The following is a 22,750-nucleotide window of genomic DNA, read 5'->3' as shown; positions in this document are numbered from 1 at the left end:
CTAGGCTCCCGGTCTCCGGCTCATCAGCCGCGGATGTTGAAGATCGTCTGCGAGATCTGGTTCGAGGTATCGAGCGACTTGGCGTTCGCTTGGAAATTGCGCTGTGCAGCGATCAGCGCGACCAGTTCCTCGGTAATGTCGACGTTCGACCCTTCGACGATGCCGGTCATCAGCCCGCCAAAACCGTCCTTGCCCGCCTCGCCCAGCGTCGGCTGGCCCGACACGCCCGTCGCCGCCCAATAGCTGTTGCCCAGCTGGCGAAGGCCGGTCGGGTTGAAGAAATTAGCCAGCGCCACCTTGCCCAGCGCCTTGCTGTCGCCGTTGGAGAAGCTGGCGCGCACGGTACCGTCCTCCGACACGTTGACCGATTCCAGCTTGCCGACCGCCGCGCCATTCTGGCTGCGGGTATTGACCGAAAAGGGCGCCGCCAGCTGAGCCGAACCGGTGAAGTCCAGCGAGACCGTCTGTTCGGCGGCGGCACCGGCGGGCGTGAACGGCGCGAACTGGGTCGGCGTTGCCGGGGCGGTCAGAGCGCCCGTATCATCGAATTCAAGCGTGATCGGCGCCGGATTGGCCGGGTCCGCCGCCAGCTGTTCGTCCCCGACATAGGTATAGACCTGCCACTGGCTGGCGGGATCTGCGGCGGTCGGCGCCTGCGTCCGCACGAAATAGCTGGTCATCGTCAACGGATTGCCCGTGGCGTCGTAGATCGTGGTCTGGGTCGCGTTGTTATACGTGCTGGCGTCAAACCGGTCGAACGCCCCGCTCGGCAACGGCGCGCCGGCATTCATCGTCAGCCCCAGCCCCACCGCGCTGGTCGGGACCGGCGTGCCGCTGGTTTCCGGCAGACGCAGGCTGACCAGCCCGTCGACGCCGCTGGCGACAACCGCCCCCGAACCGTCAACCGGATAAACCTGAAGATGTCCGCCATTGCCGTCCACGACGTAGCGGTTGGGATCGACGACGAAGGCGCCGTTGCGGGTATAGTTCAGCTGCTCGCTTTCGACCGTACCCTTGGTCGCGAAAAAGCCGTCGCCCGACACCACCAGATTCAGCGCGCCGCCGGTCTGGATCAGGTTGCCCTGGCCGAATTGCTGGGTGATCGACTTGGTCACCACACCCGCGCCGACCTGGGCGCTGGGATTGCTGTTCGCGCTGGAGGCAATGACGTCGCCGAATTCGACGCGGCTTTTCTTGAATCCGTCGGTCGCGACGTTCGCCAGATTGTGGCTGATCGTCGACATTTCCTTCTGGCTGGCCTGAAGCCCGCTGAGCGAGGTGTAGAAGGACATCGTGTTGCTTCCTTTCGCGAAATGGGTTCAGCCGACCGATCGGACGGCGCTTGCCTTGACCTGGCCGATGCCGGGCAGCGTGAGCATCGGCTCGCCCGCAACCATCGAAACCGATGTGACCGGCGCCCAGACCAGGCTGCGGGCGGCAACCGGGGCGGCGCCTTCGGTGGCAGAGACAGAAACGACGAACGGCCCCGCGCCGGCATCCTCGCCGGCCTCGGTCTTGCCGTCCCAGTTGAAATTGGCGGTGCCGGCCGTCTTCTGACCCAGCTCGATCCGCTTGAGAACGCCGCCATTGGCGTCGCTGATCGTCACGGTGACGTCGGTCGCGGCGGCGTCCAGCTCAACCGCACCCTCGATCCCGCCGCTGGCGCGCGGATAGGCGACCGCCCCTTCGGTCAGGACGGTGCGCCCGGCCCAGTTGAGCGCGTCACCCATCGTCGCCCCGCCCAGCTTCTCGGCAATCGCCTTCAGCGTGGAGGACATTTCGGTAATGCCCGCCAGCGACGAGAATTGCGCCATCTGGGCAACCATCTGGGTATTGTCGACCGGTTCGAACGGGTCTTGGTTCTTAAGCTGGGCGGTCATCAGTTCGAGGAAGTCGGACTGATCCATCGTCTGGGTCTGTGCCCGCGTGACGGTTTCCACCGACCCGGCGGCCGAACGATTGATGCCAAGCCCGCTAAGGGTGTTGTCAAAGCTGCTGGCCATGATCAGCGTCCCAGCCGCAGCGTTTCGGTGATCAGCGACTTGGCCGTCTGCATCACCTCGACATTGTTCTGATAGGTGCGCGCCGCTTCCATCATGTCGACCAGCTCGCGCGTTTCATCGACCGCCGATTCCCACACATTGCCGTCGGCATCGGCCAGCGGGTGGCCGGGGTCGTGGCGCTTGGTCGGCGCTTCGCCAGCACTCATCACCGTTTCGACATCGACAGTAGCCATGCTGCTCGCGGTATCGAAATGCGTCCGGAACACCGGCTTCATCGTGCGATAGGCGGCGGCCTCTGTCGTGGCGACCGTGCCGGCATTGGCAAGGTTCGAGGCGGTCGTGTTCATCCGCACCAGCTGCGCCGACATGGCGCGGCCGGAAACCTGGAAGATGTTGAGCGGGTTGCTGCCGGCCATGGTCATTCGCCCTTCAGCGCACGGGTGATGGTGTTGATGCGACCGTTCAGGAACGACAGCGTCGTCTGATAGGCGACCGCATTTTCGGCAAAGGCAGTCTGTTCGGTCGAGAGCTCGACCGTGTTGCCGTCGATCGATGCCTGAAGCGGAACGCGATATTTGGTGGCGGCGGCAATCGCCATATCGGCACGCCCGCCCGGCGCCTCCGCCCCGCGAAGCGCGGCCTGAAAGTCGATGTCCTTCGCCTGGTAACCGGGAGTCGATGCATTGGCGATGTTCGACGCCAGCTGACCCATGCGTTGCGACCGGACGGCCAGCGCGGTGCCATGGATCCCGAAAAGTCCTTCATTCGCCATCTGTCCGCGCCCTCCTTTCCTGCGCTCGCATCAATTCACGAACGATCCAGCAAGGGGCGTGCCAGTTTCACGGGGCCGCATCGGCAGCCCCTGATCGGCAAGGAACCGGCAAACGCTTGCCGCCCGACCGGCAAACGGCAACCGGGGCGGCAATGGCACGGCTCTTGCTGGAAGCTCGCGCATGAATCCGCTCGCGACCTTTGCCGATCCGACTGCAGCGCTCGTCGTGCTGGGTGGCGTGGCGGCTGCCACGCTGGTGCGATTTCCGCTGGGCCAGATCGGCCGCGGCCTTGCGGCGCTGGCAACCCTGCCGCGCGCGGCGCCGCGCATGGACGAAACCGTCGACCAGATCGCCGCGCTTGGCCGGATTGCGCGCAAACACGGGGTGATGGCACTCGACAAGTCGGTGATCGCCGATCCCGATGTCGCACTGGCGGTGCGGATGATCGTCGACGGCGATCCGCCCGAAGCGGTGCGCGACGCCGTAATCCGCGCCCGCGACGCACGCGCCGAACGTCAGCTGGCCGCCGCCGAAATCTGGTCGAGCATGGCGGAGGCGGCACCCGCCTTTGGCCTGATCGGCACGATCATTGGCCTGGTGCGGATGTTCACCGCGATGCAGGATCCCGCTGCGATCGGCCCCGGCATGGCGGTTGCGCTGCTCGCCACGCTGTACGGTGCGCTGTTCGGCAATCTGATCGCCCAGCCGATCGCAGGCCGCCTGCGCCGCCTTGCCCGCGACGAGGCGTTCGAGCGCGAGCGCCTGGAAGCCCCTCTCCACGCCCTTGCCCGGCGCGAGCGGCCACGGGTTGCCGCCGCATGACCCGCGCACGGTTCGAGGAGCAGGCCGCCCGCCCGCTCTGGCTGATCACGCTGGCCGATCTGTGCCTGTTGCTGGTGGGCTTCTTCGTCTTTGTGCAGTCGGCCCAGCTCGACCGGCAACAGCTTGCCGCCGCGATACGGGAAGGGTTCGGCGTGCCCGAACCGGGGGCGCCGCCCATGCCGCTGGACCGCGCGGTCGTGCGCGGTTTCGCCGTCGCCGACGCTACCGCGCCGCGCATTGCCCGGCTGGTCGGCTGGGCGACCGAAGCAGCCAAAGACCCGCGCACCATCGTCACCGTTACCGGATCGACCGACGACAGCGCGGCCGACCGCGATCCGCTGACCGACAGCGCGCCTATCCTGGCCGCCGATCGCGCCCGCGCGGTGGCAGCAATCCTGGTGCGGTCGGGCGCAGTGCCGCGTGACCGCATCGCCATTTCCACCGACCTCGACACACGGGGTCGCCACGTCCTTCTCTCGGTCGGCTTTGCCGGCGGGCGGCAAGCCATTGCCGCCCGGCAATTGCCGCTTGCCGCCCAAACAGGAGCGAACCCATGACCCCCGCCCTTTTCCTGCTGGCACTGGCCGCCGCGCCGGATTTTCAATCGACCGCGCTGCTGGACACCGCCGTCGAACAATTTACCGGTCATGCCATCGGGGAGGATGGCGGCGCGCTGACGCGGGTCGATGCCCGGTTGAAGCTGGCGCGATGCCCGATGCCGCAGTTCGAATGGCGCGGCAGTACGCGCGACGCGGTCGTCGTCCGATGTATGGCACCGGTCTGGCGCATTTATGTGCCGATCAAATCGCCAAAGGCGGAACCCCGCCCGATCATCGCCGCATCGGCCCCTGCGCCGATCGCCGCCCCTGCAAAGCCCGAAATCGTGGTGAAGCGCGGCGATCCGGTGACGGTCGCCGCCGGTTCGGCCGGCTTTTCGATCACGCGCGACGGCGTCGCGATGGGCGACGCGCCACGTGGCGGGCGGCTGATGGTGCGTATCGATCCGTCCAAGCCGCCGATCCAGGCAGTGGCCGTCGAACCCGGCCGGGTAACCCTGCCCGGATGGAGCAGCTGAGCGGCGCCGCGAACTTTTTTTCGCGAACCGTGAATTTTTTCCTAAACGCTGCCGAAAGCCGGTCGTTACCCTCCCTGTCAGACACGCATGGAAAGTGATGGCGATGGTGGACCCGATCGGTTCGAAGCTCAACAAGGTCGCATTGGCGCCCGTCGCGCCGGTCAAGGCCGCCGCGCGCGTCGCGCCCGCTGCTGATGCAAAGGTCGAAGCGGGCGCCGCGTCGTCGATGGTGGCCACCGCGCGCGATCTGGCATCGACCCCGCCGGTCGACAGCGATCGTGTCGCACGCATTCGCAAGGCTGTTGCCGATGGCAGCTTTCCGATCGTGCCGACGACGATTGCCGACCGCCTTCTCGCCTTCAAGCTGAACTGGAAGCCCGATGAACCGGCGTGACGCTCTTGTTCAGGTGATCGAATGCCTCCACGCCGAAATCGCGGCGCTGAAGGCGAACGACCCCCGCGCGCTGGAACGCGCGACATCGGCCAAGCTGGGCCATATCGACACCGTCGCCGCATGCGAAGGCGAGCCGATGACCGATGAACTGCGCGCGCTGGCGCGTGAGGCGCAGCGGTTGAACGATACCGCGCGGATTTATGTGAACCTGATGGCGGCAAATGTCCGCCGCCGGCTGCAGTCGCTTGCCGGTCAGGCGGTCGCTCCCTACCGCGCGACTGCCTTCGCCTGATCCGGCGGGGCGACAGCCCCACGATTGGCACGCCCCTTGCTGGTGAACCCGTGAACACGGGGGCTTACCGGCAATGAATATGCGTGTCGCAACTGCGGCAACCATCCCGCAACAGACCAGCCCGCATTCGGCCATTGCCGAAGCGAGCCGTCGCACGGGCGTGGACTTCACCTATCTGCTGGGTCAGGCGCAGATCGAAAGCGGCATGCGCGCCAATGCGCGCGCTCGCACTTCCTCCGCCACGGGGCTTTACCAGTTCATCGAACAGAGCTGGCTGGGCGTGATGAAGGAACATGGCGCCGAACATGGCCTTGGCTGGGCCGCAGACAGCATCCAGCGCGGCGCCAATGGCCGCTATCATGTTGCCGATGCAGGGGTGCGCCGCGCCATTCTGGATCTGAGAAGCGACCCGCGCGCCGCGTCGCTGATGGCCGCCGAACATGCCAGCGACAACAAGGCAGCGCTGGAATCCACGCTGGGTCGCGAAGCGAACGGCACCGACCTTTACATGGCGCATTTCCTGGGTCTGGGCGGCGCCAAGAAGTTTCTGGGCACGATGCAGGCCGCACCCGGCCGCGTCGCCGCATCCATGTTCCCCGCCGCCGCCGCCGCCAATCGCAGCATCTTCTATGCCGATGGCGGACGCCCGCGCTCATTGGGTGAAATCTATGACCGGTTCGCGGGCAAGCTGGATCGCGGCGCCGAAGTCGCGTCGCGCGCGCTGCCCGACGGCATGGCGCTGGCCAGCACCGACACCACGCCGCGCATGCCCGGCGTCGATGTCATTCTGGGCAATGGAGCGACCGACGGCGACAACAACTGGCTTGAGACGACGCTGGCCAATCTGAACGTCGTGCGCGCGCAGCCGCGTGACGCGCTGGCCGCCGACCGTGTCAGCCCCTATCGCCCGACGCCGGAAACCGCGCGTCTTGCCTATCTCATGCTCGCCAATCTGGGGGCCTGATGTTCGCTTCGCTCGCCAAGGGTGGCTGGGGATCCGCGTCGCGTTCGGCGGCGCTGCCGGGCGCCATCCTGCTGCTGGTCGTGCTGATGGTGGTGCCGATCCCGGCGCCATTGCTCGACGTGTTCTTCATCGCCAACATTATGCTCAGCCTGGCTGTGCTGATGGTGGCGCTGAACGCGCAGAAGCCGCTCGACTTCTCGTCCTTTCCGACGGTGCTGCTGTTCGTCACGCTGTTCCGCCTGGGGCTGAACGTCGCATCGACCCGCGTGGTGCTGGTACACGGGCATGAGGGCGAAGCGGCGGCGGGCCATGTGATCGAGGCGTTCGGCACCTTCCTGATCGGCGGCGATTATGTCGTCGGCATCCTGGTGTTCGCGATCCTGATGATCATCAACATGATCGTCGTAACAAAGGGCGCGGGCCGCGTGTCGGAAGTGTCGGCACGCTTCACGCTGGACGCGCTGCCGGGCAAGCAGATGGCGATCGACGCCGATCTGAATGCCGGTCTGATCACGCCCGACGAAGCGCGTGCGCGTCGCGTCGAGGTATCGACCGAAGCCGATTTCTATGGCGCGATGGACGGTTCGTCCAAGTTCGTGAAGGGCGATGCGGTGGCCGGACTGTTGATCCTGGCGATCAACATTGTCGGCGGCCTGATCCTGGGCGTGGTCAGCCATGGCCTGTCGGTGTCGGATGCGGCCAGCGCCTATATCCTGCTGGCGATCGGTGACGCGCTGGTGGCGCAGATCCCCGCGCTGATGCTGTCCATCGCCGCAGCCGCGATCGTGACGCGCGTCGCCTCCACCCACGACCTGTCGGGCCAGATCGGCAGCCAGTTCGCATCGCACCGCACCTGGACACCGGTGGCGGCGATCCTGACGCTGCTGGGCTTTCTGCCGGGCATGCCGGCGATGGTCATCCTGCCCGCCGCTTCCGCTGCCGGTTATGCCGCCTGGCGCCTGAAGAAGATTGCCGACCGCCCGCCGCCGCCCGAACCCGTCGAGGCATCTGCCCCCGCCGATCTGTCCAAGATCAGCTGGGACGAAGTGACCGAGGGGATGCAGGTCATGCTCGACATCGGCTATGGCCTGGTCCCGCTGGTCGACGACCGCAAGGGCAGCCCGCTGATGAGCCGGATCACCGGCGTGCGGCGTCAGTTGTCCAAGGAACTGGGCTTTGTCGTGCCGCAGGTACGTGTGCGCGACGACATCAACCTGGCGCCCTTTACCTATCGCATCCTGGTCAACGGCGTCGTCGTGGGCGAGGATCAGGTGTCGCCCGACGAAATGCTGGCGCTGAACACCGGACAGGGCGTTGGCGCACTGCGCGGCAAGGAGGCAAAGGACCCGACCTTTGGCCTGGACGCGACATGGATCGCGGCGGGCGATGCCGATCAGGCGACGGGCATGGGCTATCTGGTCGTCGATCCAGGCACGGTGATCGCCACGCATCTGAACCACCTGCTGATCCAGAACGCCGCCGACCTGCTCGGCCCGGACGAAGTGCAGGCGCTGCTGGACGGGCTGAAGGAACGCGCCGCCGCGCTGGTCGCCGCCCTGTGCCCCGCCCCGCTGCCGCTGACGACGCTGACCCAAGTGCTGCGCGGCCTGTTGGCCGAGAATATCCCGCTCAAGGAATTCCGCCGCATCGCCGCCGCCATCGCCGTCGCTGCCCAGCGCACCAACGATGCCGAGGAACTGATCGAGACAATCCGCCCCGAACTCGGCCCCCTGATCGTGCAGAAGCTGTGCGGCGTGCGCGAGCCGCTGCGCGTGATGACGCTGGAGGGTCAGCTTGAGGCGCTGCTGGGTCAGGCGATGCGCGCCGACACGCAGCGGCGGCACACCATCGAACCCGATCTGGGCCGCCGCATCGTCGACGCCCTGCAACAGGCCGCACAGCCGCTGATGGCGGAAGCCAAGCCCTTTGCGCTGGTCGTCCAGCCATCGATCCGCCGTGCGATTCGCAAGCTGGTGCGTACTTACCTGCCCGACACGCCGGTCATGAGCTTTTTCGAAGTGCCCGAAGACAAGGCGGTCGAGGTCGTCGCGGTGATCGGAGCGGCAGAGGCGCTGCCCGCATGAACGCCGCCGCGCCGCTGACCTACAGCCCTGCCCAGCGCCCCGCCGCGCGCGATGTGGAGGCGATGGTCAAGGCCGAACTGCCGATGGTCCGCCGGGTCGCCTGGCACGTTCATGGCAGCATGAGCGCCATCGTCGAAGTCGAGGATCTGGTCCAGATCGGCATGATCGCGCTGGTCGAAGCCGCCCGCAGTTTCGAGGATCGCGGCGAGACCAGCTTCCACAACTTCGCCATGACCCGCGTGCGCGGCAGCATGATCGACGAATTGCGGCGACAGGCAACGCTGACGCGCGGCGCGATGAAACGGCGTAAGGCGTATCAGGAAAGCCTAGCGGCGCTGCACAACGCGCTGGGCCGCGCACCGACAGAGGCGGAGGTCGCCGCACGGCTGGGCGTCACCATCGAAAAGCTGCGCGTCGATTATGCCACGGCAGAAGCGTTGCGGTTCGATTCGATCGACGAGGTTTATTCCGACGAGCTATCATGGTTCGTCGACGATGGCGGCGACGCCTTTTCCGCGCTGGCCGAAGCCGACACGCGCGACGCGCTGGCTACCGCCATCGCCGCCCTGCCGGAGCGGGAAGCGATGGTCGTGCAGCTTTATTATGTCGAGGAACTCAATCTGGAGGAAATCGGACAGGTGCTGGGCGTCGGCGCGGCGCGGGTGTGCCAGATCAAGGCCAGCGCCCATTCCCGCCTTAAAAAGGCGCTGTCCGGCCGGGTGTGACCCGGCCCGCTAGACAGTCGGCATGCGCACCAGCCGCACCTGATAGACTTCCACGCCCTGATCCGTGTCCGCTTCGAAGCGCACGCGCATCCGGTCGCCCCCGCCCATGCCGTCGGGCAAAGGATAGACGACGATATTGCGCCCGGCCGCGGCCTCGCCCTTCAGCGTCTCGCGTGCCAGCAGTTTGCCGTCGACCAGGATGCGGAAATCGCGGTCCCGGTGCCGCGCGCCATAAGTAACGTGCAGTGCCGCCGGCCCGCCCGCGCCCTTCAGGTCAAAGGCGAAATGGCCCTTTTGCACCACGCGCGACCGGTCGATCTGATGCGGGACGGTGGCGGTATTTTCGGTGCCGTCGAACGCGTGATCGACCTCCGGCTGTTGCTCACCCAGCCGGATGACGTCGACGGTGCGCTTTTCCAGCTCGGCCCGCTCGCGCGCGGCACGTTCCCACGCCACCGATTCGGTCGCCCATTCGCCCGTGCCGAAACGCTGGAAATAAACGGCGGTGCGGTTGTGATGCTGCGCGAAAAAGGGCGTGAGCGACAGGTCGCCGGGCCGGCCCTGCGCGCCCAGTCGATAGCGATGCAGCCCGTCATCCGCGACCAGCACCGGTCGCGCGGCATCGCTGACGATGGCAGGCGGCGGGCCTTCCCACATCGGCCCGGCCGGTCCCATATTGCCCGCCAGTACCAGCGGCCCGCTGAGAAACGCGACCAGCCGGTCGTTATCGGGCATGGTTTCGACGCGCAACGCCATCGGCAGGCGCAGTTCGATGCGGTCCCCCGCCTTCAGTCCCGCCAGCATCCAGTAACCGCCCTCGCGCCGCCCCGCAGTCTTGCCGTTGACGCGGACATCGGGCGTCGCACACCAGCCCGGCACGCGCAGCGCCAGCATCCGCGGCGGCTTTGCCACCGAGATGCGGACACCGTCGTCCATGGGAAAGGCGGTTTCCATGTCCAGCCGCGCTTCGGGCGCATCCAGCGTTGAGGCGTAATAGAGGTTGATCGCCACCGCGTCGCCGCGCTGCCAGTAGATGCTGTCGCCATGTTTCGAATGGCTTTCCATCCCCGATCCGACACAGCACCAGAAATCGGTCGTCGGCTCTGAATGAACGCGGCTCATCCCCGATGCCAGCGCGGTGAAATAGGTCACCATCCCCGTTTCGGGGTCCTGCTGGCTCATGATGTGGTTCAGGTGCGCGCGTTCATAGAAATCGAAATAGGCCGCATCCCCGCTCCAGCCATAAAGGTGCCGGGTCAGCTTGAGCATGTTGTAGCTGTTGCACGCCTCGCACGTCTGCTGGTCCAGCCGTTCGGACAATTGGCGCGGCGGGCCGAAATGTTCGTGATCCGAATTGCCGCCAATGACATAGCTGTGATCGCGGGTGACGATGTTCCAGAAGAAATCGGCCACCTGCCGATAACGCGGATCGCCGGTCAGTTCGTGCAGGCGCGCATCGCCGATGATCTTGGGAATTTGGGTATTGGCATGTTTGCCCGCCAGTTCGTCGCGCCCGGCGGCCAGCGGATCGACGATCGCATGGTGGCGCATCCGCTGCGACAGGGTCAACCAGCGGCGATTGCCCGTGCGGCGATACAATTCGGCATAGGATTCGGTCAGCCCGCCATGTTCGGCGACCAGCAGCTTCTGCACCTGAGCGTCGGTCATCCCTTCCAGGATGGTACCCAGATAATCGCCCAATCCGATCGCCACGCGCAGCCCGTCGTTGATACCCGCCAGCTGATGCGCGTCCAACGCACCGGCCACCACCTTGTGATAGGTGTAAAGCGGCACCCAGCCGCCATTGACGCCGAAACCATGGCTGTCGATCCGGCCCTGCCGCAGCTCTTCATAAACAATCTTGCCGTCCACGGTCCGCCCATCGCGCTCGACGGTGGTGCCGCCGGCATAGCCGTCGCCATGGCGCGCCTGCACCGCGCGCAGTTCCCCGACGATATAGGCGGCACGTTCGCGAAACGCCGGCTTGCCCGTCTGGGCATGGAGCAGCGACATGGCGGTCAGATAATGGCCCAGCGAATGGCCCGCGATTCCGCGCGCTTCCCAGCCGCCATAGACTTCGCCCTTTGACGGCAATCCGGCGCCGGCGTGGAAATTGTGCAACAGCCGGTCGGGCTCGAGCGACAACAGGAACCGCTGGTTCGCCTCTATCGACGTGAGGAAGATCGACGGCTTCAAGCGCACCTGCGCCAATGGGAAGGGGCGAGCGGTTGTCCCGCCGGTCGACATCGACTGTCCGGCAAAGCCCAGCGACGGTGCCAGCCCCATTGCCACACCCGCGCCCAGCGCACCCCTGCGCGACCAGTTCAGCACATCGTCTCTCCCGATTATTACTCTGACTATAAACGCGGTGCCGCCCTCGGAGCAAGCGTTCAGGCCGGAGAGACGGGCGTCAACAGCGGCCTGCCCGCCAGGAACGCATCCAGATTGTCCAGCACCAGCGCTGCCATCGCCCCGCGCGTTTCGACCGTGGCACTGGCGATATGTGGGGTCAGCAGCGTCGCGGGGCTGTCGATCAGGGCAGCGGGGACATTGGGCTCATCCTCGAACACGTCCAGCGCGGCGCCCGCGATCAATTCGTTCTCGACGGCGGCGACCAGCGCCGCTTCGTCCACCACCGACCCGCGCGCGACATTGACCAGCACGCCGTCGGGGCCAAGCGCGTTAAGCACCCGCGCGTCGATCAGGTGCCGGGTCGCAGGCGTGGCGGCACAAGCGACGATCAGCACATCGCACGCCGCCGCCAGCGCCAGCGGGTCGGGATGAAAATCATATGCGACCGGCTTTGGCGCGCGCCCGGTATAGGCGACCGGCCCGAACACGCTCAGCCGCCGGGCAATGGCATGGCCGATGCGGCCCAGCCCGACGATCCCGAATCGACGGCCCGTCACCTTGCGCGCCAGCGGCATGTTGCCCCCCGCCCACGCCCCGCCCCGGACGAAGGCGTCGGCGCGCGCAATCTGGCGGATCAGCCCGATCACGAGCCCCACCGCCAGATCGGCGACATCGTCGGTCAGCACGTCGGGCGTGTTGGCGACCGCGACACCATGAGCAGCGGCATGGGCGATGTCGACCTGGTCATACCCCACACCGTTGACCGCGATCAGGCCCAGCGCGGGCAGCGCCTCGACCAGATCGCGCGGTGCGCCGACATGGCCGTTGGTGATGATGGCACGAACGCCGCCGGCATGATCGTTCAACCACTGTGACCGCTCGGCCGGGGCGAGCGCAGGCCAGTCGATCACCTGCCCCCGCTCGGCCAGCGCGGCCTCAAGATCGGGGGGGAAGGGGCACAGCCGGATCAGCACCGGGCGGGAATCCTGGGTCATGGCGCGATCTTATCGCAAAGCCGGCGCATCGGCACGCACGGAACCGTGCGCCCGGCCACCGGTTCACCATGGCAAATGCTGATTCAGGAGCTGAAACCATGATCGACCGCCGCCTGCCCGACCTGTCCCGCAACACGATGCTGGCCGCCGGTGCCGGGGTGGCCGTCGCTGCTGCGGGCATTGCCGCGCTCGGCTGGTACATGAACGGCCGCCGCCGCGACGGGGCGGAGGGGCATGCCGCACCCGACCTGCCGCGCGACGGCAGCCGCCCGCCCGCCGATCAGCGTGCACCCGTGGACTTCCGCCCCGACCCCACCGCGCCCGTCAGCGCCGCCGACCGGGAAGCGCTTCGCCCCGCCACCGGCCCCTCCCCCACGCTGGTTGAGGATCGCGGCGCGGTGCGCAGCCAGCCCTGACGCACGCTGCCAGACCCTGCTAAGGCGCAGCCGAAGGGCAGGAGGACAGCATGGCAACGGCAGGCACGATTCGCGTCGGCATCGGCGGCTGGACCTATGAACCGTGGCGCGGCGGCACCTTTTACCCCGAAGGGCTGCCGCACAAGCGCGAGCTGGAACATGCCGCTGCCGCCATGACCGCGATCGAGGTCAACGGCACCTATTATTCCAGCTTCAAGCCCGCGACGTTCGCAAACTGGGCAAAGGCGGTGCCCGACGGCTTCGTGTTCACGCTGAAAGCATCGCGATACGTCACCAACCGCAAGATTTTGGGTGAAGCAGGCGAATCGATCGCGCGTTTCCTTGATCAGGGGATCGTCGAGCTGGGCGACCGGCTTGGCCCGATCCTGTGGCAGTTCATGGGCACAAAGAAATTCGACGCGGACGATTTCGGCGCGTTCCTCAAGCTGTTGCCCGCCAGTCACGGCGGCATCGGCTTGCGCCACGCGGTGCAGGTGCGCCACGACAGCTTCCGCGACCCCGCCTTTATCGGCATGGCCCGGGCTGCCCGGGTGGCGATCGTCAACGCGTGGTCCGACGAATATCCCGGCATTGGCGATGTGAGCGGCGATTTCGTCTATGCCCGCTTCGAAAATGCCGTTGCGGCAGAGGAACAGGGCTTTCCCGCCGCGACGCTCGACCGCTTTGCCGGTTGGGCGCGCGAATGGGCGGCGGGCGGACAGGCGGGTGACCTGCCGCTGCTCGGCACCCCGCCCGATCGAAAGCCGCGCGATGTTTTCGCGTTCATGATCAACGGCGCAAAAGAACGCGCCCCCGCCGCCGCCATGGCGCTGATCGACCGGGTTGGCCGCCCCTGAACCGCACCCCCCTTTCGCCATCGCAGCAAATGAGCTAAGCGCGCCACCCGAACCCCGCGCGACGGGCGCGGCCAAACCAACGGACACCCTATGCAACTCCGCAACGTGGCGATCATCGCCCACGTCGACCATGGCAAGACCACGCTCGTCGACCAGCTTTTCCGCCAATCCGGCACCTTCCGCGACAATCAGCGCGTGGAAGAGCGCGCGATGGACTCGAACGACCTCGAAAAGGAACGCGGGATCACCATCCTTGCGAAGCCGACGTCGGTCGACTGGTCGCCCGATGGCACGCCTGAAAACTCTGTCCGCATCAACATCGTCGACACGCCCGGCCACGCCGACTTCGGCGCCGAGGTGGAACGCATCCTGTCGATGGTCGACGGCGTCATCCTGCTGGTCGATTCGTCGGAAGGCGCGATGCCGCAGACGAAGTTCGTGACCGGCAAGGCGCTGAAGCTGGGCCTGCGCCCGATCGTCGTCGTCAACAAGGTCGATCGTTCGGACGCCCGCATCCAGGAAGTGCTGGACGAGGTGTTCGACCTGTTCGTCAGCCTTGAGGCGAATGACGACCAGCTCGATTTCCCCGTGCTGTTCGCGTCGGGCCGCAACGGCTATGCCTCGACCGATCCGGAAGCGCGCGAAGGTACACTGACGCCGATGTTCGAAAAGATCGTCGCCCATGTGCCGCCGCCCGCCGTCGACCCCGATGCGGAATTCAAGTTCCTGGTCACGCTGCTGGACCGCGACAACTTCCTTGGTCGCATCCTGACCGGCCGTGTCGAGCAGGGCACGGTCCGCACCAATCAGCCGATCCACGCGCTGGACATGGACGGCAACGTCATCGAAACGGGTCGTGCGTCCAAGATCATGTCGTTCCGCGGCCTGGACCGCGTACCGGTGGACGAGGCGAAGGCCGGCGACATCATCAGCCTGGCGGGCCTGACCGTCGCGACCGTGTCGAACACCATCTGCGACACCTCGGTCAGCCAGCCGATCCAGGCGCAGCCGATCGACCCGCCCACGCTGTCGATGCGCTTTGCGGTCAACGATTCGCCCATGGCCGGTCGTGAAGGCACCAAGGTGACGTCGCGCATGATTCGCGACCGCCTGCTTCGCGAAGCCGAATCGAACGTCGCCATCCGCGTGACCGAAGCCGCCGACAAGGACAGCTTCGAAGTCGCTGGTCGCGGTGAACTTCAGTTGGGCGTGGTCATCGAAACGATGCGCCGTGAGGGTTTCGAGTTGGGCATCAGCCGCCCGCGCGTGCTGTTCGGCACCGACGAGAACGGCAACAAGACCGAGCCGTACGAAACCGTCGTCATCGACGTGGACGAGGAATTTTCGGGCACGGTCGTCGAGAAGATGAACCTGCGCAAGGCTGAAATGACCGACATGCGTCCGTCGGGCGGCGGCAAGACGCGCATCACCTTCTCCGCCCCGTCGCGCGGCCTGATCGGCTATCACGGCGAATTCCTGTCCGACACGCGCGGCACCGGCATCATGAACCGGCTGTTCGAGAAGTACGGTCCGCACAAGGGCCCGATCGAGGGCCGCAAGAACGGCGTGCTGATCTCCAACGGTACGGGTGAAGCGAACGCCTATTCGCTTAACTCGTTGGAAGAGCGCGGCATCCTGTTCGTCGGCCACGGCGAAGCGCTGTACGAGGGCATGATCATCGGCGAAAACGCCAAGACGGAAGACCTTGAGGTCAACCCGATGAAGGCGAAGCAGCTGACCAACATCCGTTCGTCGGGCAAGGACGACGCCATTCGCCTCACCCCGCCGCGCAAGATGACGCTGGAACAGGCAATCGCCTATATCGACGACGACGAAATGGTCGAAGTGACCCCGAAATCGATCCGTCTGCGCAAGCGTTACCTCGACCCGAACGAGCGCAAGCGCCAGAGCCGCCAGAAGGCCGCTTAATTCCTCTCCAACCCGAACGCGCGCGTCGCCAATTGCGGCGCGCGCGTTCGCTTGCTAGGCGAACCGCCATGATCGCGCCGCCCGAACTCATCCGCACCTCGACCCCGCGTGTCGCCTGTGACGGCGCAGGCGAAATCGCACCCGCGCTGGGACATCCGCGCGTCTGGCTCCAGATCAACGAAACCGGTTATGTCGATTGCGGCTATTGCGACCGCCGCTTCGTGCTGATCGGTGGCCCGGCTGACGGCGCCGATCATTCGCAGTTGCCCGACCATGGGGATGGTGCAGGCCGCTGAGCCACCTATATCGGCGGAATGACTGTTTCCACCGATCCCCGCGCGTTCCTGTATGGCGATGCACTCGACCCCGAAACCGCTCTCAAGCTGACCGGCGAAGCGCTGTCGCGTGCCGAGGATGGCGAGCTGTACCTGCAATATTCGCACAGCGAGGCATTCGGGTTCGACGACGGGCGGCTGAAAACCGCGTCCTACAATAATCATTCGGGTTTTGGCCTGCGCGCTGTGTCCGGTGAGCAGACCGCCTTTGCCCAGGGCAACGCGCTGTCGGCGGATGCGATTCGCCGGGCGGCCTCCACCATGGCGCTGATCGACCCCGCGCGTCAGGCAAAGGCACCGCCGCCGCGCGGCAACAACCGCCACCTTTACACCGCCGCCGACCCGCTCGACCTGGTGCCCTTTGCCGAGAAGGTCGCGCTGTGCCAGACGATCGACGCTGCCGCTCGCGCGCGCGATCCGCGCGTCGCGCAGGTCAGCGTGGCACTGACCGGATCGTGGAACGTGGTGGAGATCGTTCGCCCCGACGGGTTCACTGCGACCGACGTTCGCCCGCTGGTGCGGCTGAACGTGACCATCGTGGTCGAATCGAATGGCCGCCGCGAATCGGGCAGCTTCGGCATTGGCGGACGCGAACTCTACGACCGGGTCATGGCGCCCGAAACCTGGAACCGCGCGGTGGATGAGGCGCTGCGCCAGGCGCTGGTCAATCTTGAGGCCGTGCCCGCCCCTGCGGGCGAGATGCCGGTACTGCTCGGCCCCGGCTGGTGCGGGGTGATGCTGCACGAGGCGGTCGGTCACGGGCTGGAGGGCGATTTCAATCGCAAGGGCAGCTCGGCCTTTTCGGGCCGTATCGGTGAGCGTGTGGCGGCGCCTGGCGTGACCGTGGTCGACGACGGCTCCATCGCGGGCAAGCGCGGATCGCTGTCGATCGACGATGAAGGCACGCCGACGCAGGAAAATGTGCTGATAGAGGACGGCATTCTGAAGGGTTATATTCACGACCGGCTGAATGCCCGGCTCATGGGCGTTGCGCCCACCGGTAACGGCCGGCGTGAAAGCTTTGCCCATGCGCCGATGCCGCGGATGACCAACACCTTCATGCGCGGCGGGCAGGATGATCCGGCGGAACTGATGTCACGCGTGAAGCGCGGCATTTACGCCACCAGCTTTGGCGGCGGCCAGGTCGACATCGTATCCGGCCGCTTCGTGTTTTCCTGCACCGAAGCTTATATGATCGAGAATGGCCGGTTGGGTGCCCCGATCAAGGGCGCGATGCTGATCGGCGACGGCCCGACCGCGATGACCAAAGTGGAAGGGATCGGCAACGACTTCGCCCTCGACGAAGGGGTCGGCATGTGCGGCAAGGGCGGCCAGGCCGTGCCCGCCGGAGTCGGCCAGCCCAGCGTGCTGATCGGCGGCCTGACGGTGGGGGGCACTGCACTCAACTGACGGATCGGGTTGCGGTGCAGCAATTTCGCGGCTAAGCGGAGCCTATTCGCAAGGACCCGGTGCAAATCCGGGTGGCTCTTCCGGCCGCCGATCCGCCGGACAATGAACCCATGGGTCTCGCGTATCGCCCTTCGTCCTGATGGGGCGCCCATGTGGCTGCATTCTGGTATCCAATGAACGAGACAAATTATCGGAACCAATGGTTCTCCGGCATCGACGGCGCGCGCCGTGATGTCATGGCCGGCATCGTCGTCGCGCTGGCGCTGATCCCCGAAGCGATCGGGTTCTCCATCATCTCCGGCGTCGATCCGCGGGTTGGCCTGTACGCATCGGTCGCGATTGCGATGGTCATCGCGTTCCTTGGCGGACGGCCCGGCATGATTTCCGCAGCTACCGCCGCCGTCGCTGTGGTGGTGACGCCACTGGTGCGCGACCACGGGGTCGAATATCTGTTCGCCGCGACCATCCTGATGGGCCTGATCCAGATGGTTGCCGGTCTGTTGCGGCTGGATCTGGTGATGCAGTTCGTGTCACGGTCCGTCATCACCGGTTTCGTCAACGCGCTGGCCATCCTGATCTTCATGGCGCAGATCCCGCAACTGACGGGTGTGACGTGGCACAGCTATGCGATGGTCGCGGGCGGGTTGGCGATCATCTATCTGCTGCCGCGCGTGACCAAGGCGGTCCCGTCGCCGCTGGTGGCGATCGTCGTACTGGCGATCATCAGCATCACCATGGGCCTGCCCGTCCGCACCGTGGGCGACATGGGGACCCTGCCCGAAGGCTTGCCTAGCATCGCCTTGCCGCAAGTGCCGCTGACGCTGGAGACGCTGCGGATCATCCTGCCCTATTCGCTGACCATGGCGGCGGTGGGACTGCTCGAATCGCTGCTGACGGCACAGATCGTCGACGACATGACCGACACCGACAGCAACAAGCGCCAGGAATGCGCAGGTCAGGGTGGCGCCAACATCGCCGCCGCGCTGGTCGGGGGCATGGGCGGTTGCGCGATGATCGGCCAGTCGGTGATCAACGTCACGTCGGGCGGGCGCGGGCGGCTGTCGACCTTTGTCGCGGGTGCGTTTCTGCTGTTTCTGCTCGCCGCGCTTGGCCCGGTGGTGGGCCGCATTCCGATGCCCGCGCTGGTCGCGGTGATGGTGATGGTGTCGATCGGCACGTTCAGCTGGAACTCGATCCCCAATCTGCGCCGCCATCCGCCGACATCATCGGTGGTGATGCTGGTGACGGTCGCGGTCGTGGTAATCACCCACGATCTGGCACAGGGCGTGCTGGCCGGCGTGCTGCTGTCGGGCATCTTTTTTGCGGGGAAAGTGCGGCGGATGTTCACTGTCGAGCGTGTGGAGACCGCACCGGACCACGCGACCTATCATGTGTCGGGCGAAATCTTTTTTGCTTCGGTCGACCGCTTCACTCGCGCCTTTGCCACTGCCGAACCTGCGGCGCGCGTGACTATCGACGTCCGGGACGCGCATTTCTGGGACATTTCCGGCGTCGGCGCGCTCGACAAGATCGTGGCCAAGCTGCGCCGCAGTGGACGGGATGTGTCGGTAATCGGCTATAACCGCGCCAGTGCCGACCTGATCGACCGGTTCGCGTTGCACGACAAGACCGGCGTCGAACTTGGCGCCACCCCGCACTGAGCCAGTAAAAAAACGCCGCGCTCCCACATGGAAGCGCGGCGTTGTCCTTTCGCTTGGGCCGGGCCTCAGCGATGCAGGTCGAAGCGGTCAGCCTCCATCACCTTGGTCCATGCCTTGACGAAATCGCCGACGAACTTCTCGCCCGCGTCGGCCGAGCCATAGACTTCGGCCAGCGCGCGAAGCTGGGAGTTGGAGCCGAACACCAGGTCGACGCGCGTGCCCGTCCAGCGCGGCTCACCCGTCTTGCGATCACGCGCGACATAGGTGCCGTCGCCCGCCGCTTCCCACTTCATCTTAAAGCTGGTTTCCAGCAGCTTTGCGAAGAAGTCGTTGGTCAGCGCTTCCGGCCGGTCGGTGAACACGCCGTGTGTCGAATCGCCGTGATTGGCGCCGAGCACGCGCAGGCCGCCCAGCAGCACCGTCATTTCAGGCGCCGACAGGCCCATGATGGCCGAACGCTCGACCAGCATTTCCTCCAGCGAATAGGGCGTGTCGCCGCCGGCATAGTTGCGGAAGCCGTCGAACACCGGCTCCAGCGCGTCGAACGATTCGGCATCGGTCTGCTCGGCGGTGGCATCGGTGCGGCCCGGCGTGAAGGGCACGCTGACCGTATGACCCGCATCGCGCGCTGCCTTTTCGATCGCCGCCACACCGCCGAGAACGATCAGGTCGGCCAGGCTTACGCGCTTGCCGCCAGTCGCGCTGGCGTTGAAGTCGCGCTGCACACCCTCGATCACCGACAGCGCATGGGCGAGTTCAGCCGGCTCGTTGACCGCCCAGTCCTTTTGAGGGGCCAGGCGGATGCGCGCCCCGTTCGCCCCGCCGCGCTTGTCGGTTGCGCGGAAGGTGGAGGCTGATGCCCAGGCCGTCTTGACCAGCCGCGACACTGACAGGCCCGATGCCAGCAGCTTGTCCTTCAGCGCAGCGACGTCGCCTACGTCGATCAGCGGATGATCGACCGCGGGCACCGGGTCCTGCCACAGCCGCGGCTCCGCGGGCACTTCCGGCCCCAGCAGGCGCGGGTGCGGGCCCATGTCGCGGTGCGTCAGCTTGTACCATGCCTCGGCAAAGGCCTTGGCGAACTGATCCGGGTTCTCATAGAAGCGGCGCGAGATCGGACCGTAAATCGGATCGAACCGCAGCGACAGGTCTGTGGTCAGCATCGTCGGGCGATGCATCTTGCCGGGGATATGGGCGTCGGGCACGTCCTCTGCCGCGTCCTTGGCCACCCACTGATGCGCGCCCGCCGGGCTCTTGGTCAATTCCCACTCATGCTCGAACAGGTTCTTGAAATACAGGTTGGTCCACCGGGTCGGCTCCTGCGTCCAGGTGACTTCCAGACCGCTGGTGATCGTATCCTCGCTATGGCCCTTGCCGAAGCTGTTGGCCCAGCCCAACGCCTGCATTTCAACATCGGCGCCCTCCGGCTCGGCGCCGACATGTTCGTCGGGCACCGCCGCGCCGTGCGTCTTGCCAAAGGTGTGACCACCGGCGATCAGCGCGACGGTCTCCTCATCGTTCATTGCCATGCGACCAAAGGTTTCGCGGATGTCCTTGGCCGCTGCGACCGGATCGGGATTGCCGTCCGGTCCCTCAGGATTGACGTAGATGAGGCCCATCTGCACCGCAGCCAGCGGGTTGGCCAGATCGCGCTCACCCGAATAACGGCTGCCTGGCGTGTCGCTGGTCGCCAACCATTCACGCTCCGGACCCCAGTTCACGTCCTGCGCGGGCTCCCACACATCGGCGCGGCCACCGGCAAAGCCTGCCGTCTCGAAACCCATCGACTCGAGTGCGACATTGCCCGTCAGCACCAGCAGATCGGCCCAGCTGAGCTTGCGGCCATATTTCTGCTTGATCGGCCACAGCAACATGCGCGCCTTGTCCAAATTGGCATTGTCGGGCCAGGAATTAAGCGGCGCGAACCGCTGCTGCCCCTCACCCGCGCCACCGCGACCGTCACCGATGCGATAGGTGCCAGCGGCGTGCCACGCCATGCGGATGAACAGCGGGCCGTAATGGCCGAAATCGGCCGGCCACCAGTCCTGCGAATCGGTCATCAGCACGGCGATGTCCGCCTTTACCGCCGCAAGGTCGAGCGTCTGGAACTCGGCGGCGTAATCGAATGCCTCACCCATCGGGTTCCCCGCCGGGCCGTGCCGGTGCAGCACCGACAGGTCGAGCGCGTTGGGCCACCACAGACGGTTGGTCATTTCGAACAGGACGGCGGCGCCATCCACCTTGCCACCCGAATGAACCGGGCATTTCGTCTCGACGTTCATGACATCTCCTCTTGGCGTTTCCACGCAAAACTATGCCTTGAGGATTGCGTTACGGTTGCGCCGCGTCCAACCGCTTGTTTCGTTCAGAGTAAGCGACGTGTGCGTTTGCAGCGATGCTTGGCCCCCTCGACTTCGCTGGCGCAGTGTCTTACCCCAGTGGAACGCCATGCGGATGTTGAGGACAAAAGAGCCGGTCGCGGCCACCATTCCACCGGATGAGGATGCCGGCGATATTGGGGAAATCCGCGATATCGTCGGGTTCCATATCCGCCTGGCGCATGGCGCGGTCTATCGCCATTTCAACGAAACCTTCGGCCATCTGGATCTGACGCAAAAGCAGGTCGCCGTGCTGTGGCTGGTCGACGACAACCCCGACATCGCGCAGGCGGGGCTGGCGCGGCGGATGCGGATGGACCGGGCGACGACCATGGCCATCGTCAACCGGCTAGAGGGGCGCGGCTATCTGCTACGCGGGCGCTCGGCATCCGACCGGCGGAAACAGACGCTGAACCTGACCGATGCAGGCCGCGAGGCGTTGTCAGTCGCCAAGGTCGCGGTTCGCGAACACGAACACTGGCTGAAACAGCGCTACACCCCGGCGGAGGTCGAAACGCTGGTCGCGCTTCTGACCCGGCTGCACAGCTAATCCGGCGCGGCGCCCAGCTGCGCGCGCAGATTGGCGAGGATGCGTTCGGACACGGGCGACAGATCGCGCGCCGGCTTCCCCTTTCGCAGGTGGGCACGGTCGCGTTCGTCGGGCTGGACGACGCGGACACGCACAGGCGCCGGGCCGCCGCGATGCAGGCCCAGCCGCTCGGCTGCTCCGCGTGACAGATCGATGATCCGCCGACGCTCGCTGAACGGGCCGCGATCGTTGACGCGCACGATCATCCGCCGCCCGCTATCCAGCGCCGTCACCTCGACATAGCTGGGCAGCGGCAGGGTAGTATGGGCCGCGGTGATCCATTTGGGCCGAAACCGCTCCCCATTGGCGGTGCGGTTGCCTGATTCGCTGCCATACCAGCTGGCATAGCCCAGCATGTCGTAAGCCGGGTCCGCCGCCGGTGAATAGGTTGCGCCGCGCACGCGATAGGGCGCCCCCACTTTGACCGGCGTATCCGCCACCGGGCGAAACCCGCCCGCGCACGCCGAAAGCAGCAATGGCGTCAACGCCATGGCGATTATGGATTTCCGTATCACGCGCCGGTTCATACGGCCCTGCAGAGAGGGTGCAAGCCACCCGATCCAACCCGAATAACGCATGTTAATCACAGCTCTTTTTACCGTGCGGATCGGAACGATCGCGGGTTCGAGGCGCTTTCCCCGCGACAAGGAGGACCGCCATGCCGAACCGCTGCTCGCCCCTTTCCCCCATTGCCGG

General features: G+C 66.0%; 23 protein-coding genes and 1 other annotated feature. Of the genes, 15 read left to right on the top strand and 8 right to left on the bottom strand.

The window, feature by feature from the left end; genetic code table 11:
- Nucleotides 1–23 precede the first annotated feature (23 nt).
- The 4 genes from ACAX61_RS13375 to flgB are packed head-to-tail and all read right to left on the bottom strand — an operon-like array spanning nt 24 to nt 2,775.
- Nucleotides 24–1,292 (bottom strand): flagellar hook protein FlgE, encoded by a 1,269-nt coding sequence (locus tag ACAX61_RS13375; RefSeq protein ID WP_370715331.1) that lies wholly within the window; start codon nt 1,290–1,292, stop codon nt 24–26.
- Between the two features lie 27 nt (nt 1,293–1,319).
- Nucleotides 1,320–2,003, bottom strand: a complete 684-nt coding sequence (locus ACAX61_RS13370; protein WP_370715330.1) for a flagellar hook assembly protein FlgD — start codon at nt 2,001–2,003, stop codon at nt 1,320–1,322.
- Nucleotides 2,004–2,005: 2 nt separating this feature from the next.
- Nucleotides 2,006–2,419 carry a flagellar basal body rod protein FlgC gene (flgC, locus tag ACAX61_RS13365; RefSeq protein ID WP_370715329.1) on the bottom strand — a complete coding sequence of 138 codons (414 nt, stop codon included), beginning with the start codon at nt 2,417–2,419 and terminating at the stop codon, nt 2,006–2,008.
- Nucleotides 2,420–2,421: 2 nt separating this feature from the next.
- Complete coding sequence (gene flgB, locus ACAX61_RS13360; RefSeq protein WP_370715328.1) at nt 2,422–2,775, bottom strand: flagellar basal body rod protein FlgB; 354 nt, start codon at nt 2,773–2,775, stop codon at nt 2,422–2,424.
- Nucleotides 2,776–2,956: 181 nt separating this feature from the next.
- Between flgB and ACAX61_RS13355 the strand changes: the two genes are divergently transcribed.
- The 8 genes from ACAX61_RS13355 (at nt 2,957) to ACAX61_RS13320 (ending at nt 9,132) form a co-directional block, all read left to right on the top strand.
- Nucleotides 2,957–3,598 (top strand): motility protein A, encoded by a 642-nt coding sequence (locus tag ACAX61_RS13355; RefSeq protein ID WP_370715327.1) that lies wholly within the window; start codon nt 2,957–2,959, stop codon nt 3,596–3,598.
- On the top strand, nt 3,595–4,155 hold the full coding sequence (locus ACAX61_RS13350; protein ID WP_370715326.1) for a flagellar motor protein MotB: 561 nt from the start codon (nt 3,595–3,597) through the stop codon (nt 4,153–4,155). Before ACAX61_RS13355 ends, ACAX61_RS13350 begins: the two co-directional genes overlap by 4 nt.
- The gene (locus ACAX61_RS13345) at nt 4,152–4,673 is read left to right on the top strand and encodes a flagella basal body P-ring formation protein FlgA (RefSeq protein ID WP_370715325.1); all 522 of its coding nucleotides are present in this window, start codon (nt 4,152–4,154) and stop codon (nt 4,671–4,673) included. The genes ACAX61_RS13350 and ACAX61_RS13345 overlap by 4 nt, the downstream gene beginning before the upstream one ends.
- Before the next feature lie 97 nt (nt 4,674–4,770).
- On the top strand, nt 4,771–5,067 hold the full coding sequence (flgM, locus tag ACAX61_RS13340) for a flagellar biosynthesis anti-sigma factor FlgM (protein WP_370715324.1): 297 nt from the start codon (nt 4,771–4,773) through the stop codon (nt 5,065–5,067).
- Nucleotides 5,054–5,359, top strand: a complete 306-nt coding sequence (locus tag ACAX61_RS13335; RefSeq protein ID WP_370715323.1) for a flagellar protein FlgN — start codon at nt 5,054–5,056, stop codon at nt 5,357–5,359. Before flgM ends, ACAX61_RS13335 begins: the two co-directional genes overlap by 14 nt.
- A 79-nt stretch (nt 5,360–5,438) precedes the next feature.
- Complete coding sequence (locus ACAX61_RS13330) at nt 5,439–6,323, top strand: lytic transglycosylase domain-containing protein (protein WP_370715322.1); 885 nt, start codon at nt 5,439–5,441, stop codon at nt 6,321–6,323.
- The gene (gene flhA, locus ACAX61_RS13325; protein ID WP_370715321.1) at nt 6,323–8,407 is read left to right on the top strand and encodes a flagellar biosynthesis protein FlhA; all 2,085 of its coding nucleotides are present in this window, start codon (nt 6,323–6,325) and stop codon (nt 8,405–8,407) included. The genes ACAX61_RS13330 and flhA overlap by 1 nt, the downstream gene beginning before the upstream one ends.
- Nucleotides 8,404–9,132 (top strand): sigma-70 family RNA polymerase sigma factor, encoded by a 729-nt coding sequence (locus ACAX61_RS13320; protein ID WP_370715320.1) that lies wholly within the window; start codon nt 8,404–8,406, stop codon nt 9,130–9,132. Before flhA ends, ACAX61_RS13320 begins: the two co-directional genes overlap by 4 nt.
- A 9-nt stretch (nt 9,133–9,141) precedes the next feature.
- On the opposite strand, the gene ACAX61_RS13315 is transcribed toward ACAX61_RS13320, so the two are convergent.
- The gene (locus ACAX61_RS13315; protein WP_370715319.1) at nt 9,142–11,463 is read right to left on the bottom strand and encodes a beta-L-arabinofuranosidase domain-containing protein; all 2,322 of its coding nucleotides are present in this window, start codon (nt 11,461–11,463) and stop codon (nt 9,142–9,144) included.
- A 59-nt stretch (nt 11,464–11,522) separates the two neighbouring features.
- Entirely contained in the window at nt 11,523–12,479 is a 957-nt protein-coding gene (locus tag ACAX61_RS13310; protein ID WP_370715318.1) for a 2-hydroxyacid dehydrogenase, read from the bottom strand.
- Between the two features lie 98 nt (nt 12,480–12,577).
- Between ACAX61_RS13310 and ACAX61_RS13305 the strand changes: the two genes are divergently transcribed.
- From ACAX61_RS13305 to ACAX61_RS13280, 6 genes are all read left to right on the top strand, one after another.
- The gene (locus tag ACAX61_RS13305) at nt 12,578–12,895 is read left to right on the top strand and encodes a hypothetical protein (RefSeq protein WP_370715317.1); all 318 of its coding nucleotides are present in this window, start codon (nt 12,578–12,580) and stop codon (nt 12,893–12,895) included.
- 50 nt (nt 12,896–12,945) lie between these two features.
- The gene (locus tag ACAX61_RS13300) at nt 12,946–13,752 is read left to right on the top strand and encodes a DUF72 domain-containing protein (RefSeq protein WP_370715316.1); all 807 of its coding nucleotides are present in this window, start codon (nt 12,946–12,948) and stop codon (nt 13,750–13,752) included.
- Between the two features lie 90 nt (nt 13,753–13,842).
- Entirely contained in the window at nt 13,843–15,681 is a 1,839-nt protein-coding gene (gene typA, locus ACAX61_RS13295) for a translational GTPase TypA (protein WP_370715315.1), read from the top strand.
- A gap of 68 nt (nt 15,682–15,749) precedes the next feature.
- Nucleotides 15,750–15,977 (top strand): zinc-finger domain-containing protein, encoded by a 228-nt coding sequence (locus tag ACAX61_RS13290; RefSeq protein WP_370715314.1) that lies wholly within the window; start codon nt 15,750–15,752, stop codon nt 15,975–15,977.
- Nucleotides 15,978–15,995: 18 nt separating this feature from the next.
- Nucleotides 15,996–17,426, top strand: a complete 1,431-nt coding sequence (tldD, locus tag ACAX61_RS13285) for a metalloprotease TldD (RefSeq protein ID WP_370715313.1) — start codon at nt 15,996–15,998, stop codon at nt 17,424–17,426.
- Between the two features lie 49 nt (nt 17,427–17,475).
- Nucleotides 17,476–17,531 (top strand) — a sequence feature (sul1 is cis-regulatory element that is thought to sense ions involved in sulfur or methionine metabolism; They are found in Alphaproteobacteria).
- Nucleotides 17,532–17,599: 68 nt separating this feature from the next.
- Nucleotides 17,600–19,087, top strand: coding sequence for a SulP family inorganic anion transporter (locus ACAX61_RS13280; protein WP_370715312.1), 1,488 nt, complete (start codon nt 17,600–17,602; stop codon nt 19,085–19,087).
- Nucleotides 19,088–19,152: 65 nt separating this feature from the next.
- Here ACAX61_RS13280 and katG read toward each other — a convergent pair whose 3' ends face one another.
- Nucleotides 19,153–21,369, bottom strand: a complete 2,217-nt coding sequence (gene katG, locus ACAX61_RS13275; protein WP_370715311.1) for a catalase/peroxidase HPI — start codon at nt 21,367–21,369, stop codon at nt 19,153–19,155.
- A gap of 172 nt (nt 21,370–21,541) precedes the next feature.
- Here katG and ACAX61_RS13270 point away from each other — a divergent pair, with 172 nt between their 5' ends.
- Nucleotides 21,542–22,015 (top strand): Saro_0803 family transcriptional regulator, encoded by a 474-nt coding sequence (locus tag ACAX61_RS13270; protein ID WP_370715310.1) that lies wholly within the window; start codon nt 21,542–21,544, stop codon nt 22,013–22,015.
- Here ACAX61_RS13270 and ACAX61_RS13265 read toward each other — a convergent pair.
- Entirely contained in the window at nt 22,012–22,545 is a 534-nt protein-coding gene (locus ACAX61_RS13265) for a septal ring lytic transglycosylase RlpA family protein (protein WP_370715309.1), read from the bottom strand. The genes ACAX61_RS13270 and ACAX61_RS13265 overlap by 4 nt on opposite strands.
- Nucleotides 22,546–22,750 lie beyond the last annotated feature (205 nt).

Source organism: Sphingomonas sp. IW22 (genome assembly GCF_041321155.1).
Taxonomy (GTDB): domain Bacteria; phylum Pseudomonadota; class Alphaproteobacteria; order Sphingomonadales; family Sphingomonadaceae; genus Sphingomonas.
This window is presented reverse-complemented; position numbering and strand designations above follow the sequence as displayed.

Coding starts and splice junctions, on each gene's coding strand:
- ACAX61_RS13375 (WP_370715331.1), bottom strand. CDS start 1,292: ATGTCCTTCTACACCTCGCTCAGCGGGCTTCAGGCCAGCCAGAAGGAA.
- ACAX61_RS13370 (WP_370715330.1), bottom strand. CDS start 2,003: ATGGCCAGCAGCTTTGACAACACCCTTAGCGGGCTTGGCATCAATCGT.
- flgC (WP_370715329.1), bottom strand. CDS start 2,419: ATGGCCGGCAGCAACCCGCTCAACATCTTCCAGGTTTCCGGCCGCGCC.
- flgB (WP_370715328.1), bottom strand. CDS start 2,775: ATGGCGAATGAAGGACTTTTCGGGATCCATGGCACCGCGCTGGCCGTC.
- ACAX61_RS13355 (WP_370715327.1), top strand. CDS start 2,957: ATGAATCCGCTCGCGACCTTTGCCGATCCGACTGCAGCGCTCGTCGTG.
- ACAX61_RS13350 (WP_370715326.1), top strand. CDS start 3,595: ATGACCCGCGCACGGTTCGAGGAGCAGGCCGCCCGCCCGCTCTGGCTG.
- ACAX61_RS13345 (WP_370715325.1), top strand. CDS start 4,152: ATGACCCCCGCCCTTTTCCTGCTGGCACTGGCCGCCGCGCCGGATTTT.
- flgM (WP_370715324.1), top strand. CDS start 4,771: ATGGCGATGGTGGACCCGATCGGTTCGAAGCTCAACAAGGTCGCATTG.
- ACAX61_RS13335 (WP_370715323.1), top strand. CDS start 5,054: ATGAACCGGCGTGACGCTCTTGTTCAGGTGATCGAATGCCTCCACGCC.
- ACAX61_RS13330 (WP_370715322.1), top strand. CDS start 5,439: ATGCGTGTCGCAACTGCGGCAACCATCCCGCAACAGACCAGCCCGCAT.
- flhA (WP_370715321.1), top strand. CDS start 6,323: ATGTTCGCTTCGCTCGCCAAGGGTGGCTGGGGATCCGCGTCGCGTTCG.
- ACAX61_RS13320 (WP_370715320.1), top strand. CDS start 8,404: ATGAACGCCGCCGCGCCGCTGACCTACAGCCCTGCCCAGCGCCCCGCC.
- ACAX61_RS13310 (WP_370715318.1), bottom strand. CDS start 12,479: ATGACCCAGGATTCCCGCCCGGTGCTGATCCGGCTGTGCCCCTTCCCC.
- ACAX61_RS13305 (WP_370715317.1), top strand. CDS start 12,578: ATGATCGACCGCCGCCTGCCCGACCTGTCCCGCAACACGATGCTGGCC.
- ACAX61_RS13300 (WP_370715316.1), top strand. CDS start 12,946: ATGGCAACGGCAGGCACGATTCGCGTCGGCATCGGCGGCTGGACCTAT.
- typA (WP_370715315.1), top strand. CDS start 13,843: ATGCAACTCCGCAACGTGGCGATCATCGCCCACGTCGACCATGGCAAG.
- ACAX61_RS13290 (WP_370715314.1), top strand. CDS start 15,750: ATGATCGCGCCGCCCGAACTCATCCGCACCTCGACCCCGCGTGTCGCC.
- tldD (WP_370715313.1), top strand. CDS start 15,996: ATGACTGTTTCCACCGATCCCCGCGCGTTCCTGTATGGCGATGCACTC.
- ACAX61_RS13280 (WP_370715312.1), top strand. CDS start 17,600: ATGAACGAGACAAATTATCGGAACCAATGGTTCTCCGGCATCGACGGC.
- katG (WP_370715311.1), bottom strand. CDS start 21,369: ATGAACGTCGAGACGAAATGCCCGGTTCATTCGGGTGGCAAGGTGGAT.
- ACAX61_RS13270 (WP_370715310.1), top strand. CDS start 21,542: ATGTTGAGGACAAAAGAGCCGGTCGCGGCCACCATTCCACCGGATGAG.
- ACAX61_RS13265 (WP_370715309.1), bottom strand. CDS start 22,545: ATGGCGTTGACGCCATTGCTGCTTTCGGCGTGCGCGGGCGGGTTTCGC.